Here is a 17,213-nt window from a genome sequence, read left to right on the forward strand (position 1 = left end):
ATCACGCGCACTACACCTTGTTACCAGCACTACAGCTGATACAGCCTGATGATGTTTGGGAAACCTAGCAAGGAGCGTAGCTCGCGAATGCCTTGTGCTAGATGATTGCGACTGCGAACGATAATATGGATGATGGTGTCACTACTGCGCACATCTACTTTTTCTACCCCTATATTTAATTGGCGTAAATGATAGATTACTTCAGTAATTTGTTCGTCGCTGAGGGCAATAGATAGTTTTAAATAGGCTGGAAAGCGAATCTTTCCGGTATTTTTTATGTCATGCTCGCCAGCGTCACCTTGTTTTACGGCCTTGTCATTACGCCAGCGCAGTTGTATAACCTGATAAGGATTGTCTTTACGAATATCGTCAAGTGAAAAGCACTTGTGTCGATGAACAACCAGACCGTGACGGGACAAGTGACCGACGATAGGATCACCATAAATAGGATGACAACAATTGGCAAAATCAAGCTCAACCCCAGACGCATTGACTATCAGCTGCTGTGGTTGGATCATATCATCGCTGTGTTCTTGTGCTTGCAAATCATTGACTTCATCGCTAAACAAGCGAGTCACTACCAGCTGTGGTAGTAACGTACCAGAGCTTATTTGCTCAAATAGTTCGGATTTTTCGGTCAAGCCACGCCATTCAGTGAGGTTTTTCCAATCACTATCGGTTAAGTCATCGAGACTTTTTTGATAGGTTTTTAGCGCCCGATCTAAGGCTTGTTGACCATGGTGTTGCTTATCAGCAGGAGACAAGTCTTTAAACCAACGCAAAATCTCTTCACGCGCTTTATTGGTCACGACAAATCCTAGCCATTCTGCTTTTGGTTCTGAGTGGCTATTGACTTCTATTTCAACCAGCTGCCCATTCTTAACGACTGTGCCAAGTTTGGCTTTTTTACCATCGATATTGGCACCAACGGCTACATTGCCGACCATCGGTCCGACAGCGTAAGCAAAGTCTAGTGCGGTTGCGCCTTGTGGTAGCTCATAAGCGCGACCCTTTGGACTATAGCAGATGATTTTACTGGAGTGTAGGTAATCCATCAGCTCATTAATGGTAGAGACCGCCGCTGAAAAGTCTGGGCTATTTTCATCTAAGCTGTCTTCATCGACCAAGTCTTTCATATTGCGTAATGAGGCTTGGATAACCGATTGGCTAACGTCTGAGGCATGCTCTGCACCGATGACACCAAGCCGCGCTGCGCTTTGCATTTGCTTGGTCAAAATCGTCACTTTGACGACATCGTTATCGCGCTCATAGATAAGCGTGAGTGATTGATTGCCACCTGGTAGCGGACGACGAATATTATCAGCGATATGAGAGTCATCAATCTGGTATTTTTTAATTAAGTAATAGGCCAATTTGTCACAGGCTTCGACATTATCGAGGACAATCTCAAAGGCATAATGACGGAGCAGAGCGTTGATTTCACCGCGATTGCGGAAAAACTGACGGTAGATGACCACGCGATTGTCTAAAACTTTGACCAGACCATTCAACCCCAAATTATTGAGGACAATACTCAAATAGCGATGGATGGCCTCTCTTTGAAAGTTACGCCCAAGCCCGTGCTGTAGTAGCTTGTCAGACAGTTTGTTGTACATGTCAGAATCAAGGTTACGATAACAGAGCACCTCGATATAATCGGCAATATCATTAAGACCCATCAGCCGCGCAAACGGCACATAAAAGTCCAATGTTTCTTGTGCTGTAGTGCGTTGTTTTTCTGGGCGTACTGCATCTAGTGTCGACATATTATGTAAGCGGTCTGCAAGCTTAATAATCAATACACGTGGGTCGGCAAGGGTGGCTGTCAAAATTTTATGAAAGGTGGCTGCTTTGTTTTGCTGTTTATTGTGGGAGGACGACTTTAGCTTAGTCACACCGTCGACCAGTCTCGCCACTATTTTGCCATAGCGCTGCTCAATCTGCTCATCGCTCACCTCGGTGTCTTCGACCGTATCATGCAAAATCGCTGCAATAATCGTATCTCGATCCAAACGAAAACCTGCCAGTATCTCGGCCACCGCAATCGGGTGGGTGATATAAGGCTCTCCTGATTTACGCTTATCTTTGATGTGCGCAATATCACCGAACTCACAGGCATCAATAATATCACGGCGTTCAGCAGCAGTGAGGTAACCTACTGAGCGCAGTAAATTATATTGAGCCTCATCGACTAAATGATGGCTGAGTTTGGGTAAGGTTTGACTCATAAAGTAACGATCCTATTTTCCATTACCTGTTTGCCTGACTGTCTATCGGGTAAATGGTGACTGAATGAATGCTGGAATACTATAAATATAAAAAATTTCGAGAAAAAAGATAAAAATAGGTAGACCATCCTCTAATTAATCGTAAATCGCATTCAATGTCAACTGCTAAGCGAACAGGTGCTATAAAAATTTAGAAATTCTAACTCAATGGTAGGTTTTCAGGTATAAATGGTGACTAAAACAGTCAAAGCAATATCACAGCAATCAGCCATTACAACCAAAAAACCACAGCCTATGCTGTGGTCTCTCGTCAATATGTCATCACTGTGTGGATTTATCTTATAAGGCAGTGGTTAGCTTTATAGGCTTCATACGACAAATCTTCAATGCTGTATCTTAATAATACAGTGTCTTAAAAACCATGATCGCCTGACAGTGCCAAATCTAATGAACTGGTGGCAAAGTTGTGCTCTGGCTGATTTAGGATATCGCGAGTGATTTTACCAGCAGCGATTTCACGCAATGCCAATACCGTAGGCTTGTCATTATCCACATCAACCAATGGTTCTGCGATACCTTTAGCCAATTGACGTGCACGTTTGCTTGCCACTAAAATCAGTTCAAAGCGATTATCAACATTATCCAAACAATCTTCAATCGTCACTCGTGCCATATGTAGCTACCTCGGTTGTTTTTATTAGTCACGGAGCTTGCCCGCCACTCAATAAAAATAATATCAAAATATAAAGGGGGGATAGCGAGACATTATAGCATTTTTTGCCCAGCCGCGTAGTTGCTTTTTGCGTGTCTATTAACGTATCTATTAATAAGCGCTCATCGACTGAGTTGACAGTAGTATTTCGCTCTTGCTTTACTCTTCTACTTTATTGCTAAGTAAATTGCTGATGGTGCGATGATACCGCTGCTGTTGACGCTTAAGCGTCTGCCTGTCTGCCACGATAATGGCTTTTAGCTCAGTCAAAGCGACCTCAAAATTGTCATTAATAATCACAAAATCAAAATGGACATATTGCGCCATCTCAGTCACTGCGCCAGCCAGACGTTGCTCTATTACCTCCATAGTATCTTGCCCACGCGTCGATAGACGCTGACGTAAAGTGGCAATACTTGGCGGTAAAATAAAAATCATAATGGCGTCAGTAAAGATTTTTTTGACTTGTAGTGCGCCCTGCCAATCAATCTCTAAAATAACATCGACGCCTGCTTCTAACTGCGTCCGCACGCTTTGCTCCGAGGTGCCATAGTAATTACCAAAGACCTCAGCATGTTCTAAAAACTTGTTTTCACCGATGGCAGTCACAAATTTTTCGACGTCGGTAAAATGATAATGGTGACCATCAATCTCGCCGGGACGTGGCGTGCGCGTGGTGTGTGATACGCTGACGGTTAAGTCATTAGTCGTGGCAAGTAGCTGCTTTACCAGTGAGGTTTTACCCGTACCTGAGGCGGCGGTAATAATAAATAATGAACCTGTCATACAATGTGTCCTAATGGAGTGTGTGCTAGTCAAATCTGTGCGAATAAAAAAGCCAAAGCTGTTTTAGTAAACAATTCAAAACTGGTAAAAAGAAAAATCGCCATCATGTATGGCGATAGACATTGTCATCGATGCACTATTATAAACTGCTTTTGTGGCTTTTATTTTAATTAAAGCCGCCTTTGACCAGTCGTTATCATCGAAGCGGCGTAAAGATGGCATAGGGCGATTTAGTATAAATCACATTTTTGGTGCATTGAGTGCAGTTAACGCTATCACTATGGATAAATACTTTGAACGTATGAATGTGTTTGCTTCTAGTTAAAACAGCCTCTAGTACCGTGCTATTTTCAAAGGCAATAAAAGTAAATTATGCTAAAGTAGCGTAATGAATTCATCCCAATTTTTGAATTAAAGCTTTTGACATTAATGTCGTGTATTTAAGCTTTAATAATAAATTATCTAATGATAGGCCCTCTTATGCAAATTTATCTTGCCAATCCACGTGGATTTTGTGCTGGTGTGGATCGCGCGATTGCGATTGTGAACGAAGCATTGACACGTTTTGAACCGCCCATTTATGTCCGTCACGAGGTGGTACATAATAAATTTGTCGTCTCTGATTTGGCCAATCGCGGTGCGGTCTTTGTGGAAGAACTTCATGAAGTGCCAGACGGCTCTATCGTTATTTTTTCTGCTCATGGCGTATCAAAAGCTGTCGAAGATGAGGCTGAACGCCGCGATTTGACCGTATTTGATGCCACTTGTCCGCTGGTCACTAAGGTACATATCGAAGTCGCTAAATTTGCGCAAGAGGGTATGGATGCGGTATTGATTGGGCACGCTGGACATCCCGAAGTGGAAGGCACGATGGGGCGCTTTAACCGTCGCCACGGCGGTCACATTCATTTGGTTGAAAACGAAGCCGATGTGGCAGCATTGAGTGTACAAAATGCCGAACGTTTGGCATTTGTTACCCAAACGACCTTATCTATGGATGACACCGCACGCGTCATCGATGCACTGCGTGAAAAATTCCCTAGTATCCAAGGTCCGCGCAAAGACGATATCTGTTATGCCACGCAAAACCGCCAAGATGCGGTAAAAGACTTAGCCAGTCGCTGTGAGGTGGTCTTGGTGGTTGGCTCGCCCAATTCTTCCAATTCTAATCGTCTGCGTGAGCTGGCTGAGCGGATGAATTGCCGTGCGTATTTAATCGACAATGCCAGTGAGATGGATAAAAGCTGGTTGGATGGTGTGCAGAGTATCGGTGTCACCGCTGGCGCATCAGCACCCGAAGTACTGATTCAAGAAGTGCTACAGCAGCTGCAAGATTGGGGTGGTGATTTACCGAGTGAGCTATCAGGCATCGAAGAAAATGTCACTTTCAGTCTGCCTAAAGCCTTGCGTATCCCAGTCACCCAAGTGGGTAAATAGATAAGGCTTTGTACAAGACATCTAATAGGTAACGTATAGTAGGTAATGCAAAATGAAAAAGCAAAAAAAAGGATTTGTATTGGCAGAAGCCACTCTCGGTGAGGTTAACAAACAATTGAAAGTGAATTTGTTTGTCATCGTGGTGGTGGGATTCGTGTTAGGCAGTAATATTCTGCATTTTATGCGAGAAAAGAATGTTTTTTATGGCGTATTAATTGCCGCGATGGTCGTTGCATTATTTTTTGTCATTAAGAGTCGACAGGTTCTTAAATTAAAACAACAAGAGCTTATCAAATAAATCATAGGACAGTCATGTCAGCTTATTATAACTTTATCAAACGCGAACAGCGAGAAGACGGCGTCAACGTCGCACATTATCAGCCCACCAAACATGCCCAAGGTGCTTGGAATGAGCATGAACAGCATATGGCACCAGCGACAGGATTGCTCACGGCTGAGCTCAACGGTTATGTGCCGCAAGAAAACATGCGTATCGCTCGCATTAGCCTAGATATCTTAGGATTGATTCCACTGGATGACTTTACCATTACCACGCGTTGTATTCGTCCAGGTAAGACTATTGAGCTTATTGAAGCAGTGATGAGCAGTCGCGGTCGTGATGCAATTATTGCGCGGGCATGGCGTCTAATGACCCAAGATACCAGCGAGATTGCAGGCATTGAAGACCAAAAAGCGGTACATAAGCCCGAAGAGTTGCCCATTTGGGAAGACATGAAAGGCTGGCCGGGCGGGTTTATTGAAAGTGTGCGCTTGGTCGCTGATGATACGCAGCGTCGCCCAGGACGCGGTATGGTCTGGATTACTAATGATGTGGATATGATCGAGGGCAAGCAAACTGATGACTTGGTGCATCTATTGGGCATGGTCGACACGGCCAATGGCGTTGTGCCTCGGCTTGGGCTTGGCTTGTCAGAATTAGAATGGATGTTTCCCAATACGGATTTGCAAATTCATATGCATCGCGCGCCGCAAGGTCGCTGGCTTGGCATCGAAGCGGTGCAGCAGTATGGCAATGATGGCATTGGCTTAACGAGCGCTGTGTTACATGACGTTCATGGCCCTTTTGGTCGTAGTGAGCAAATTTTGACCATTCGTCCGATGCCGCGTTAATTGCTCTGTGGTATTTAATTAAGCTCTATTTAATATGGTCAATTCGCTTTAAAAAAGTGATAGCAAGGCTGATAGAGAGTAGTTGCACTGTTAATATTTATCGTTATTAATAACAACCATCCTAAGGAGTAAAGTATTTGCATGAGTAAAAAACAAGTTCAGTGGTTCTGAAAAACAAAACGAAATCATGTAATTAATTAATTATACAAATCAATGGTAATGGGTTGTAATAGTATCTAACCACAGAACATGACTGTCATTAGACATTACTATGAAAAAAACAAACCGTTTTTCGAACAAGCTGACAACTATTCTGGAACTATTAATAGAAGCGTATTCAGAATAGGTTTTGTACTTTAATCCATTTGCTATTCACAGGAGTATGACTATGAGCAACGATATGAGCGATAAAAAATGTCCTTACGCACCGACCCAATTGACCATGGGCAATGGCGCACCAGTGGCAGACAATCAAAACAGCATGACCGCCGGCAAACGCGGCCCATTATTGGCGCAAGATGTTTGGCTCAATGAAAAGTTAGGAAATTTCGTCCGTGAAGTGATTCCAGAACGCCGTATGCACGCCAAAGGCTCTGGCGCATTTGGTACTTTTACCGTGACCAATGACATCACTAATTATACCCGTGCGGATATTTTTAGCGAAGTGGGTAAACAGACTGAGATGTTTGCGCGCTTTAGTACCGTCGCAGGTGAGCGCGGCGCAGCTGATGCCGAGCGTGACATTCGCGGATTTGCTTTGAAATTCTACACCGAAGAAGGTAACTGGGATATGGTGGGAAATAATACACCTGTGTTCTTCTTACGTGATCCGCGCAAATTCCCAGACCTAAACAAAGCCGTCAAACGTGATCCACGTACCAATATGCGTTCGGCGACCAACAACTGGGACTTTTGGACTTTATTACCTGAAGCCTTACATCAAGTTACCATCGTTATGAGTGATCGCGGTCTGCCAGCATCGTATAGAAATATGCATGGTTTTGGCTCGCACACGTATAGTTTTTGGAACGAAGCCAAAGAACGTTTTTGGGTCAAATTCCATTTCCGCACGCAACAAGGCATCAAGAACTTAACCGATGCCGAAGCAGCAGAGGTGGTTGGTTCTGATCGTGAGAGTCATCAAAAAGATTTGTACGATGCCATCGAAAATGGTGATTTTCCTAAATGGAAAATGTATGTGCAAATCATGCCAGAAGCTGAGGCGGATACCGTTCCTTATCATCCGTTTGACTTGACCAAAGTATGGCCAAAAGGGGATTATCCGCTGATTGAAGTGGGTGAGTTTGAATTAAACAAAAACTCTGACAATTACTTTGTCGATGTGGAACAAGCCGCATTTGCCCCAAGTAATTTAGTACCGGGTATCAGCGTTTCACCGGATAAAATGCTACAAAACCGCTTGGTTAACTATGCCGATGCTCAGCGTTATCGTGTCGGTGTCAATCATCAACAGATTCCGGTAAATAAGCCGCGTTGCCCTGTGATGAGCAATCATCGTGATGGCCAAGGCCGTGTCGATGATAACTATGGCAGTCGCCCGCATTATGAGCCAAACAGCTTTAGCCAGTGGCAAGAGCAGCCTGATTATGCTGAGCCACCATTAAAAATTGACGGCTATGCGGCGCATTATGACTTCCGTGAAGACGATAGCGATTATTTTAGTCAACCTCGCGCATTGTTTAATTTGATGAGTGCTGAGCAACAACAAGTGCTATTTGAAAACACAGCGAATAATATGGCTGGTGTGCCGGACTTTATTCAATATCGCCACATTCGCAACTGTAACTGGTGTGATGCTGCTTATGGCGCAGGCGTTGCCAAAGCACTAGGCTTAACGGTTGAAGATGCGATGAATGCTCGTGAGTCAGATCCAGCGCTGCATTTGCCTAGCTGCTTATAGTTGATAGGTCTATCTAAAAACGTATTACTAAATCTATTTGCTGAATATACTTGCTAAACCTATTATCGATATAACGACACCGCCTTAGGAAACTAGGGCGGTGTTTTTGTTGAATTGTGCTTTTTAGCTTGAAATTTTCTGCTGCGCCCCTATTAGTATAAACAGCTTAGCGATATTCGAAATTGAACTGCTTAATTTGTAGCTGAGTAGAGACAGTTGAATGCTTGCTATTTTATGATACGTTTTTGACATAAATTAAAGGAGTTTTTTATGAGTGAACAGACCCCAGTTGATAACCAAAAAGTTGATAGCATCAATGTTAATAAAAGCAGCCCTGAATTAAAAAAACATACCTTTGAGGCGGAAGTAGCGCAACTGCTACATCTAGTCACCCATTCGCTTTATTCTAATTCTGATATCTTTGTGCGTGAGCTGGTTTCAAACGCCTCTGATGCTTGTGATAAATTGCGCTTTGAAGCGACCAATGATGACAGTCTTTATGAAGACGATGGTGAGCTAAAAATTCGCATTGCTGTCGATGAAGATGCCAAAACCATCACCTTTACCGATAATGGTATTGGCATGAATGAAGTCGATGCCATCGAAAACTTGGGTACAATTGCTAAATCAGGTACTAAGGCTTTCCTAGACAAGCTATCTGAATCACAAAAGCAAGATGGTCAATTAATCGGACAGTTTGGGGTTGGCTTCTATTCAGGTTTTATCGTTGCCGATACGATTAGCGTCGAATCACGTAAAGCGGGCGAGCCTGCGGATAAGGGCGTGCGCTGGGTATCTGATGGTACCGGTAGCTTTACTGTTGAGCCTATCACGAAAGAAACTCGTGGCACCGCCATTACTTTGCATTTAAAAGAGCAATATAGTGAGGGTGAAGACAGCTATTTAGACCGTGGCAAAATTAAGCAGTTGGTTAATAAATACTCAGACCATATCAGCTTGCCGATTCAGATGCGTAAAGAAGTTTGGCAAGAAGATGTCAAAGAAGAGGGCGACGATTCTGAAGAAAACAGCGCTCCAACCAGCGGCGAGATGGTATTGACCGATGAATGGGAAACTATCAATAAAGCCAGCGCGCTATGGACACGTACGGCATCTGAGATTGAAGATGAAGAGTATATCGATTTTTATAAAAACATCACCTATGACATGGATGCGCCACTAGCATGGACGCATAACCGTGTCGAAGGTCGTGTTCAGTATACTCAGCTGCTATATATTCCGAAAAAAGCCCCTGTCGATTTATATACTCGTGACCAGCAGCATGGACTAAAGCTATACGTGAAGCGCGTCTTTATTATGGATGAAGCTGAGCAATTATTGCCAATGTACCTGCGTTTCGTAAAAGGGGTGATTGATTCAGCAGACTTGCCATTGAACGTCAGCCGCGAGCTATTACAAGAGTCGCGTGATGTGAAGTCTATCCGCGATGGTAACGCCCGTCGTATTTTGACGTTGCTGGCCAGTCTAGCCAACAGTGAAGACAGTGATAAGCAAGAAAAATTCGCGCAGTTCTACGCTGAATTTGGTGATGTTATCAAAGAAGGCGTTGGCGAAGACATGGGCAATCAAGAACGTATTGCCAAATTGCTCCGCTATGCGACCAGTACTCAGGATAGTGTGACGACCAGCTTTGAAGACTATAAAGCGCGTATGAAAGACGGTCAAAAAGCCATTTATTATCTAACGGCTGACAATCTAGCGGCTGCTAAAAATAGTCCACAACTTGAGCTGTTTAAAAAGAAAGGCATCGAAGTTATTTTGATGACCAGCCGTGTCGATGAATGGGCGATGAATTTCTTGACCTCATTTGATGAGACACCGCTACAAAATATCGCGAAAGGTGCCGTTGATTTGGGCGATTTGCAAGACGAAGCTGAAAAGGCGGAAGCAGAAAAAGCGCAAGAAACCATGAAGCCTGTTGTCGATAAACTTAAAGCAGCGTTAGGCGAACGTGCCAAAGATGTGAAAGTATCGACGCGTTTGGTTGATAGTCCTGCCTGCTTGGTCGTTGGTGAAGGCGAGCTATCACCACAAATGATTCAGATGCTTAAACAAATGGGTCAAGATGTGCCAGAAAGCAAGCCAACATTAGAGGTCAACCCTGATCATCCATTGATTAAAAAGTTAGAGACTAGCGAGCAATCTGACGTCGATTTTGATAAATTGGCGCAAGTGATTTTTGACCAAGCATTGTTAGCAGATGGCGGTCAGTTAGATGATCCAGCCGCTTATCTAAAACGTGTGAATGAGCTTTTGATGAGATAGTAGTGAGTCTTTGATACAGTCATTATTGAGAAAAAAGGAGGTCTTGGATTCAAGACCTCCTTTTTTATATGTTCTTAGCCAAATTTAAGCGAATTTTACAAATCAGCCTTATCCTCTTGACCGACAATCCGTTACAATCGCGTTATATTAGCGAGCTAAACTGCTTAGTCATATTTTTAGTCTTTGCTATTCGTCTCTTAAAATTATCTCATTGTGAATTGCATGTAATCTTGATGTCCATATGCTATATAAAAAATGTGAATTAATGACATTTCGTAGGTAGTTGCCACACCAAAAATCATCATCAACTCACTTTCTTTTCTCGACTGGCTAGAGGTCTAAGTCTTTGTCACTTGCGTCGTTAAAAACCGTATCGCTTCAGCGTTTTTCGCTCAATTTCGCTGCCAATATTATTGCAACCTTGTGGATGCTAGTAGGGTCGACGCGCGCGTTTTCTTGGGTAAAACCGACCTTTATTCAATTTGCTGTCTTTGCACTCTTAGCGCTCGGTAGCAACGTGCTTTTTTCGTGGTTGGCCGCGGAAAATGGCAGTATCTTTAATGAGCAAGGGTTGGTCAGCTACTTGATTTGGCCGATGATAATTTTATTGGGCGGCATCATTTTGGCACGGCGTTCTGGCAATCAAACGTTGGTGTTTGTGCCCGTGGTATTGTGGCTAGTGGCTGATACCTTATCTGCACTATTACAAAGTTTGGTGCAGTTTTTGGGCAGTTATGGTTGGTTGCCAGATTGGAGCTATTCACTTTTACCCATACTGTTTTTGGTGCTGTTTTTATGGCAGACCTTGGCGTTATTATGGATTTTTTCTCGTCGTCTACGCATACCGTGGTGGGAGCGGGTCATTGTATTGGTAGGTGCAGTCGCACTGTTGACGATTTGGCAGCGTAATGTCGCGGACCAGCCTATATTTAAGCAGATTCCTGTAGAGCCTGTTTTAGCAGAAGCGGCATTATATGAGCAGCCTCGTTTGTTACAGCAAGCATTAAATAGTATCGATCCCAGCACTTCGGGCAAGACCGACTGGTATTTTATGGGTGTGGCAGGATTCTCTGGTCAAGATGTTTTTCGCTCTGAGATTAATAAAGTGCGTGAGCTATTCGATGTGCGTTTTGGCACTAGTGGACATTCACTCTCGTTGATCAACAATACCTATAGTTGGCTTGATGAGCCAATCGCTACCAAAACCAGTATTCTGCGTGGATTAAAGAAAATTGGTCAGCAGATGAATGCCGATGAGGATGTGTTATTCCTAACCTTGTCTTCACACGGCAACGAAAATATCATTCAATTAGCAAATCCACCATTAGCAATGGAGAATCTAGATGCCGCATGGTTACGGGAGGCGCTAGACGCTTCAGGTATTCGCTGGCGGGTGATTGTGGTATCTGCTTGCTATTCAGGCTCATTTATCGATGAATTGGCCTCCCCAACCACGGTGGTGATTACCGCATCAGCGGTGGATAAGGCATCGTTTGGCTGTACCAATACTGCTGAGATGACCTATTTTGGGCAAGCGTTTTTTGCTGAAAGCCTGCGTGGCAATACCAGTTTTGAATCTGCCTTTAAAGATGCCCGTTTGCGTGTGAATGAGCGTGAAAGTGCGATGGGTTTTGAACCCTCAGAGCCGCAGATGGTGATTGGTAGTCTGATGGAGACTGCTTTGCCAGCATTCGAACAAGTATTGTTTGATAAAACTCGACCACCAGTCGCCAGCATTATTAATGACAGTGATTCTATCGCCATTAATATCGTAGAGGATAGTGCCTCTGGTCAGCCAGTGGCTAATACTGCGATCACTGCCAATTAACAACTAACAGTAAACCCAAAACCCATAACCCAAAAATTACGATGAGCCGTATTAAGCTCGTTCAGTCTAGAATCTGTAATACTGACACTCGCTTTCCTTACTACTTTAATTCTTGTGAATGGTATAATGATTGAGTACTAAGTGAGTTTGGAGAAGTACTAGTATTACTTTACCAATGCTTTTTATAAGTCATCGTGTACTTTACTTTGGATAAAAAGGATGTCGCTTATGAACAACTCTTATAAACACAGTTTATCTACCAACTCAAAAATCACGCAGATCAGCGTCAACCGCTGTTTTGATGGTGAGCAGCATTACTATAGGCATCAATCATCATCGACCAAAACGCCGATGACCTTTAGCATTTATCTGCCAGATGAAGCGCTTGCTGGTCGCCGTTGTCCTGCGATTCTATATTTATCAGGTCTCACTTGCAATGCTGATAATGTCACCCACAAAGCGCATTTTCAGCAAAAATGCAGCGAGCTTGGCATGATATTTATTGCGCCTGATACATCACCTCGAAGTAGTGATGACAGAGATGTGCCAAACGACGACCGCTATTTTGTCGGTCAGGGTGCCAGCTATTATGTCGATGCGACGCAAGCGCCTTGGTCAGAGCATTTTAATATGCAAAGCTACATCGTTGATGAGTTATATGACTTGTTACGCTCAGAATTTCCTATTGATAGTATCGGCGTGACAGGGCATTCGATGGGCGGTCACGGAGCATTACTATTGGGCTTTAAGTTTCCAGGCAAGTTTGTGAGTGTCTCAGCTTTATCGCCTGTGTGCGCGGCCAGTGAGTCAGCATGGGGGCAAGCCGCTTATACAGAATACTTCGGCGATGATAAGTCACGATGGGCGCAGGCAGATGCTGCACAGATGATTGAAAAATCAGGGCAGCAGTATGCAAGTATCTTAGTGGATCAAGGCGCGGCTGACAATTTTTTAGCAGAGGGTCAACTACAAACCACTAAATTACAACGCGCTTGTGACAAAGCCAATCAGCCCTTAACCTTGCGTTATCAGGCGGGTCACGATCATAGCTACTACTTTATTCAAACGGTGATTAACGATCATATTGAACATCACTGGCGTATGGCACAAATGAGCTAAGTCCAGTATTAGAATGATGATCTGATCGATAAATTGACAGACAGTTACGCTGATTATTTAGTCAAGCGTACTTATTGATATAAAATAGATTAATGTAAAATAGAAGTTGGCTAAGTATCTGTTAAGCATCTTTAAAGGTAAGGTTTTATGGCAAGTAATCTGACAGCATTAGTAGCCGATGGTTTGGCTTGTAAGCAGCAAACCGTTCAGTCATCGCTTGCGACCATGCAAGCCGATATGACCGCGGCTCTAAAAAATAATCAGCATGCTGATATTAGTACTGAATCACATGACAGACAGACACGTTCAGATGAGCTTATCGCAACCGTAGTTAATGAGTCGGGTGATAAAGTGCTAGATGACGCGCAAGTCTCACGAGTGATAGAAATGGCGTGGGAGGACAGAACACCGTTTGGGGCGATAGAGCATAGCTATGGTCTCAATGAAGCAGGCGTGATTAAGCTGATGCGCCAAGCGCTAAAGCCGTCATCTTTTCGCTTATGGCGTCAGCGTGTCAGTAATCGCGCGACCAAACATCAAGCTAAGCGAGGCTTCGATGTCGGTCGTGCTTATTGCAAAACCCAGTATAAGCAGCGCTAGTAGTTTGAGTTCTTAATATTATTGCTTTAAAGGCACAGTTTTTTGAGCCAGTTCTTAGTTTCTTTTTATTTTTATTCGTATTTTATTTCAACAGAATCAGGTAGCTCAACTATGATTATTCCTTCTAAACCTTATCTTATCGCCCCATCAATACTCTCAGCTGATTTTGCACGTTTAGGTGAAGAAGTTGAAAGGGTGTTGGAATCAGGTGCTGATGTGATTCATTTTGATGTAATGGACAACCATTATGTACCCAATCTCACCTTTGGCAGTATGATTTGTAAGGCGCTGCGTGATTATGGGATTGATGCACCAATCGATGTGCATTTGATGGTCTCACCAGTTGACGGCATGATTGAGCAGTTTTTGGAAGCAGGTGCGAGTGTTATCACTTTTCATCCAGAAGCCAGCGCCCATATTGATCGCTCTTTACAGCTGATCAAAGATGGCGGTGCTGAATGTGGTTTAGTATTGAATCCCGCAACGCCATTACATTATTTAGACTATGTGATGGACAAGGTAGATCAAATTTTATTGATGAGCGTCAACCCAGGTTTTGGCGGTCAGTCATTTATTGAAGGGACGTTAGAAAAAGTGCGCCAAGTCCGTCAGCGCATCATCACCAGTGGTCGTGATATCAGATTAGAAGTAGATGGCGGTATCAAAGCCAGTAATATCCGAGCCATTGCCGAAGCGGGTGCTGATATGTTTGTGGCAGGGTCGGCGATCTTTAACCAAGATGACTATAAAGTGGCTATTGATGCTATGCGTGCTGAGCTGGCTTTGGCTAATGGTAACGAATAACTACGGTCTTATGTGATCGATAAATGCGTTCGTCAGTCATTTTTGTCATAAAAGAATAGTAGCAAAATGTGCTGTATAACGGATAACGATGCATAACGGTAAGTTACGTAAAGGTGAAATATGGACATAAAAAACTCAATCAATTCGTCAGAATCACCTGAGTCAGAGCAAAGCACTGAGCAGCCAATTCAGAATGAGATACAGCAACGCAGCTTGGTGCCAAAGGGTATTACTATTGGCTTGGCTGTATTTGCTTTGGTTCTAAGTTTGGCAGGTTACGGCTTTCGGCTAATGGTTGGTGATGATACTGGTGAAGTATTACGTCATGCTGCGGTCATTGTGCCTGCATTTATGCTGGGCATTCCCCTGTTTTTTTGGCTAGGTTCGAAGATACTTAACAAAGTTAAAGACATGCATATAGAGAGCTGGAATGCCATTAGCTTGGGTTATTTAACCTCTTGTATATCGATGTTATGGTTGATGGGTACTTACAGTTAGAGTCTTATGAGCAGAGATAAAGCTGTTTGGTAAATAGTGCACTGCAATATTTATGATAGGCTGTTTTTACACAATTTTTAATTATTAAGTCACGCGCTACAAGCGTGACTGGAATTTTACATGAGAATCATACCGACCAAGATTGCCAATATCATCTATCCAAAAGACCTACCCAATGGCTTATTTACTAGCTTAATTATCGCCTGTTTGCTGCTAGGGCTGGCATCATTACGTAACGGTACTGATTTACAAGGCTGGCTCAATGTCATCGAAAACTGGCTGCTTATGCTGTTGATATTTCCGACCGCCACAGCCACTGTAGCCTTACCGTTTAAATATCGAGATCCGACATTAGAGTTAAAGCTCATGTATTATCTCGGCATGTTTGTTGCCTTCTTATTTACTGTGGCAAAATTACGCTACTGGCGCTAATACTATCAGTGATAGCACACCCAAAGAGCCTTTATGTAGAAGACTTATGTGACAAGCCTTGAATTTCAAGACCAAAGCGTCCATTGTATGACTAAGATAGTTTTACCCGTATTACTGTAAAACAATAATGTTGCGGTGCGCGATTTTTCTTGCAAGTATTAGACGGGACAATGAGGAACCAATTCATGCCATACGATATCGATAATGATATAGAAGTAGATAACGAAAGTACGGATCAATTTGCAGGATTTGCCAAAGAGACTACCCTTGAGTTGGTAGAGGCAGAAGATGGTCGCTTATTGTTACGTGACGCGGAACAAGACGAAGCGCCGCTGATGACCATTGATTTTTCTGAAAAGCTTAAAGAGCTGCTCGGTAGTGACACCCAAGCGATAGGTCAGCATATGATTCATGCCGCGATTCAGGTCATTATGCAAAAGCAGATGAGCCAATGGCATGCGCATGTTTATGACAAAGAGCCGACGCACTATAGTTAGTGATGAGCTGGGTTGCTGTTAAGCTGGCTAGTAGTAGTCAATTAAAATAGTTATCATAAAAAGTAGCAAGCATAAAAAGGGGTATATCAATTGATATACCCTTTTTTTTCAAATAACTTATTTATAGGAAGTATTTATGAAAATATATTCTATAAATTATAGCAGTTATTTGATTTTAGCTTCTTTAAACATCACGTGCTGACGAATTTTTGGATCGAATTTCTTCATTTCCATTTTGCCAGGCATAGTGCGTTTGTTTTTAGTAGTGGTGTAGTAATACCCAGTACCAGCTGTTGATACTAATTTAATTTTATCTCTCATGATAGCTTTCCTGTAAATGAGGGGTCTTCAAACGATAGGTACGGATCTAAAATATTAAGTCGCTACATAAGATGTAGTAGAAAAGCAGCTTAAATGACGAAAATTATCGAGATATTAAGCTGCCAGTCTTAACTTATACTTTTTGACCTTGTGCGCGCATATCTGCTAACACTTTATCGATACCAAGTTTGTCAATAGTGCGCATACCTTTGGTAGACACACGTAGACGTACAAAACGATTTTCAGACTCTACCCAAAAACGATGGTTATGAAGGTTTGGTAGAAAGCGACGACGGGTTTTGTTGTTTGCGTGCGAAACATTATTACCCACCATAGGGCGCTTTCCAGTCACTTGGCAAACTCGAGACATGGCGAACTCCTAATCTATGAGGTATGAGTTTTTCTCATACCAGTCTGGGCAAGTTGCACGTTTTTGCGGCATGGACACAGCAAGCGGCAGCTTTGCACCAAACAAAACTATATGAATGTTGAGTTGATATTGCTGTTATCTAAAGGCAAATAACAAGCGTACCAATTCAGAAAATTTTAAAGCCGACATTTATACCATAAAAGAGATGAATACTCAAATATTTTTATGATTATTGTCGATCTA

At 43.0% G+C, this 17,213-nt stretch carries 17 protein-coding genes; 12 read left to right on the top strand and 5 right to left on the bottom strand.

Features of this window, described 5'->3' with window-relative positions; translation table 11 throughout:
- Positions 1 to 29 precede the first annotated feature (29 nt).
- The 3 genes from I3257_RS01070 to gmk form a co-directional block, all read right to left on the bottom strand.
- Complete coding sequence (locus tag I3257_RS01070; protein ID WP_238048536.1) at positions 30 to 2,228, bottom strand: HD domain-containing protein; 2,199 nt, start codon at positions 2,226 to 2,228, stop codon at positions 30 to 32.
- A gap of 412 nt (positions 2,229 to 2,640) precedes the next feature.
- On the bottom strand, positions 2,641 to 2,901 hold the full coding sequence (gene rpoZ / locus I3257_RS01075) for a DNA-directed RNA polymerase subunit omega (RefSeq protein WP_045444217.1): 261 nt from the start codon (positions 2,899 to 2,901) through the stop codon (positions 2,641 to 2,643).
- A gap of 198 nt (positions 2,902 to 3,099) precedes the next feature.
- Positions 3,100 to 3,726 carry a guanylate kinase gene (gmk, locus tag I3257_RS01080; protein ID WP_055124697.1) on the bottom strand — a complete coding sequence of 209 codons (627 nt, stop codon included), beginning with the start codon at positions 3,724 to 3,726 and terminating at the stop codon, positions 3,100 to 3,102.
- A 480-nt stretch (positions 3,727 to 4,206) separates the two neighbouring features.
- On the opposite strand from gmk, the gene ispH reads away from it, so the two are divergent.
- The 12 genes from ispH (at position 4,207) to I3257_RS01140 (ending at position 16,279) form a co-directional block, all read left to right on the top strand.
- Positions 4,207 to 5,163 carry a 4-hydroxy-3-methylbut-2-enyl diphosphate reductase gene (ispH, locus tag I3257_RS01085; protein ID WP_045444223.1) on the top strand — a complete coding sequence of 319 codons (957 nt, stop codon included), beginning with the start codon at positions 4,207 to 4,209 and terminating at the stop codon, positions 5,161 to 5,163.
- 52 nt (positions 5,164 to 5,215) lie between these two features.
- Complete coding sequence (locus I3257_RS01090) at positions 5,216 to 5,461, top strand: hypothetical protein (RefSeq protein WP_055124696.1); 246 nt, start codon at positions 5,216 to 5,218, stop codon at positions 5,459 to 5,461.
- A 14-nt stretch (positions 5,462 to 5,475) separates the two neighbouring features.
- Entirely contained in the window at positions 5,476 to 6,294 is an 819-nt protein-coding gene (locus I3257_RS01095) for a thioesterase family protein (RefSeq protein WP_238048537.1), read from the top strand.
- A gap of 388 nt (positions 6,295 to 6,682) precedes the next feature.
- On the top strand, positions 6,683 to 8,215 hold the full coding sequence (locus tag I3257_RS01100) for a catalase (RefSeq protein WP_275950079.1): 1,533 nt from the start codon (positions 6,683 to 6,685) through the stop codon (positions 8,213 to 8,215).
- Positions 8,216 to 8,485: 270 nt separating this feature from the next.
- Entirely contained in the window at positions 8,486 to 10,501 is a 2,016-nt protein-coding gene (htpG, locus tag I3257_RS01105; RefSeq protein WP_238048538.1) for a molecular chaperone HtpG, read from the top strand.
- A 346-nt stretch (positions 10,502 to 10,847) separates the two neighbouring features.
- Positions 10,848 to 12,329 carry a C13 family peptidase gene (locus tag I3257_RS01110; protein WP_238048539.1) on the top strand — a complete coding sequence of 494 codons (1,482 nt, stop codon included), beginning with the start codon at positions 10,848 to 10,850 and terminating at the stop codon, positions 12,327 to 12,329.
- A gap of 228 nt (positions 12,330 to 12,557) precedes the next feature.
- Complete coding sequence (gene fghA / locus I3257_RS01115; protein ID WP_238048540.1) at positions 12,558 to 13,448, top strand: S-formylglutathione hydrolase; 891 nt, start codon at positions 12,558 to 12,560, stop codon at positions 13,446 to 13,448.
- 351 nt (positions 13,449 to 13,799) lie between these two features.
- Positions 13,800 to 14,048: a TIGR03643 family protein gene (locus I3257_RS14215; RefSeq protein WP_227678228.1), complete on the top strand. Its 249-nt coding sequence runs from the start codon at positions 13,800 to 13,802 to the stop codon at positions 14,046 to 14,048.
- A 111-nt stretch (positions 14,049 to 14,159) separates the two neighbouring features.
- Positions 14,160 to 14,852 carry a ribulose-phosphate 3-epimerase gene (gene rpe / locus I3257_RS01125; protein ID WP_045444632.1) on the top strand — a complete coding sequence of 231 codons (693 nt, stop codon included), beginning with the start codon at positions 14,160 to 14,162 and terminating at the stop codon, positions 14,850 to 14,852.
- A 120-nt stretch (positions 14,853 to 14,972) separates the two neighbouring features.
- Positions 14,973 to 15,350, top strand: a complete 378-nt coding sequence (locus I3257_RS01130; RefSeq protein ID WP_238048542.1) for a hypothetical protein — start codon at positions 14,973 to 14,975, stop codon at positions 15,348 to 15,350.
- Positions 15,351 to 15,470: 120 nt separating this feature from the next.
- Positions 15,471 to 15,782, top strand: coding sequence for a hypothetical protein (locus I3257_RS01135; protein ID WP_045444243.1), 312 nt, complete (start codon positions 15,471 to 15,473; stop codon positions 15,780 to 15,782).
- Between the two features lie 185 nt (positions 15,783 to 15,967).
- Positions 15,968 to 16,279: a hypothetical protein gene (locus I3257_RS01140; protein WP_045444246.1), complete on the top strand. Its 312-nt coding sequence runs from the start codon at positions 15,968 to 15,970 to the stop codon at positions 16,277 to 16,279.
- Between the two features lie 165 nt (positions 16,280 to 16,444).
- Here the strand turns inward: I3257_RS01140 and rpmG are convergent, their stop codons facing one another.
- Together rpmG and rpmB are read right to left on the bottom strand one after the other, a co-directional pair.
- The gene (gene rpmG / locus I3257_RS01145) at positions 16,445 to 16,600 is read right to left on the bottom strand and encodes a 50S ribosomal protein L33 (protein WP_045444249.1); all 156 of its coding nucleotides are present in this window, start codon (positions 16,598 to 16,600) and stop codon (positions 16,445 to 16,447) included.
- Positions 16,601 to 16,733: 133 nt separating this feature from the next.
- The gene (gene rpmB, locus I3257_RS01150; protein ID WP_010201401.1) at positions 16,734 to 16,970 is read right to left on the bottom strand and encodes a 50S ribosomal protein L28; all 237 of its coding nucleotides are present in this window, start codon (positions 16,968 to 16,970) and stop codon (positions 16,734 to 16,736) included.
- Between the last annotated feature and the right edge of the window lie 243 nt (positions 16,971 to 17,213).

Source organism: Psychrobacter sp. Ps7 (assembly GCF_022129225.1).
Lineage (GTDB): Bacteria > Pseudomonadota > Gammaproteobacteria > Pseudomonadales > Moraxellaceae > Psychrobacter > Psychrobacter immobilis_A.

Excerpts from the sequence above, each read along its gene's own strand:
- I3257_RS01070 (WP_238048536.1), bottom strand. The coding sequence starts at position 2,228 with ATGAGTCAAACCTTACCCAAACTCAGCCATCATTTAGTCGATGAGGCT.
- rpoZ (WP_045444217.1), bottom strand. The coding sequence starts at position 2,901 with ATGGCACGAGTGACGATTGAAGATTGTTTGGATAATGTTGATAATCGC.
- gmk (WP_055124697.1), bottom strand. The coding sequence starts at position 3,726 with ATGACAGGTTCATTATTTATTATTACCGCCGCCTCAGGTACGGGTAAA.
- ispH (WP_045444223.1), top strand. The coding sequence starts at position 4,207 with ATGCAAATTTATCTTGCCAATCCACGTGGATTTTGTGCTGGTGTGGAT.
- I3257_RS01090 (WP_055124696.1), top strand. The coding sequence starts at position 5,216 with ATGAAAAAGCAAAAAAAAGGATTTGTATTGGCAGAAGCCACTCTCGGT.
- I3257_RS01095 (WP_238048537.1), top strand. The coding sequence starts at position 5,476 with ATGTCAGCTTATTATAACTTTATCAAACGCGAACAGCGAGAAGACGGC.
- I3257_RS01100 (WP_275950079.1), top strand. The coding sequence starts at position 6,683 with ATGAGCAACGATATGAGCGATAAAAAATGTCCTTACGCACCGACCCAA.
- htpG (WP_238048538.1), top strand. The coding sequence starts at position 8,486 with ATGAGTGAACAGACCCCAGTTGATAACCAAAAAGTTGATAGCATCAAT.
- fghA (WP_238048540.1), top strand. The coding sequence starts at position 12,558 with ATGAACAACTCTTATAAACACAGTTTATCTACCAACTCAAAAATCACG.
- rpe (WP_045444632.1), top strand. The coding sequence starts at position 14,160 with ATGATTATTCCTTCTAAACCTTATCTTATCGCCCCATCAATACTCTCA.
- I3257_RS01130 (WP_238048542.1), top strand. The coding sequence starts at position 14,973 with ATGGACATAAAAAACTCAATCAATTCGTCAGAATCACCTGAGTCAGAG.
- I3257_RS01135 (WP_045444243.1), top strand. The coding sequence starts at position 15,471 with ATGAGAATCATACCGACCAAGATTGCCAATATCATCTATCCAAAAGAC.
- I3257_RS01140 (WP_045444246.1), top strand. The coding sequence starts at position 15,968 with ATGCCATACGATATCGATAATGATATAGAAGTAGATAACGAAAGTACG.
- rpmG (WP_045444249.1), bottom strand. The coding sequence starts at position 16,600 with ATGAGAGATAAAATTAAATTAGTATCAACAGCTGGTACTGGGTATTAC.
- rpmB (WP_010201401.1), bottom strand. The coding sequence starts at position 16,970 with ATGTCTCGAGTTTGCCAAGTGACTGGAAAGCGCCCTATGGTGGGTAAT.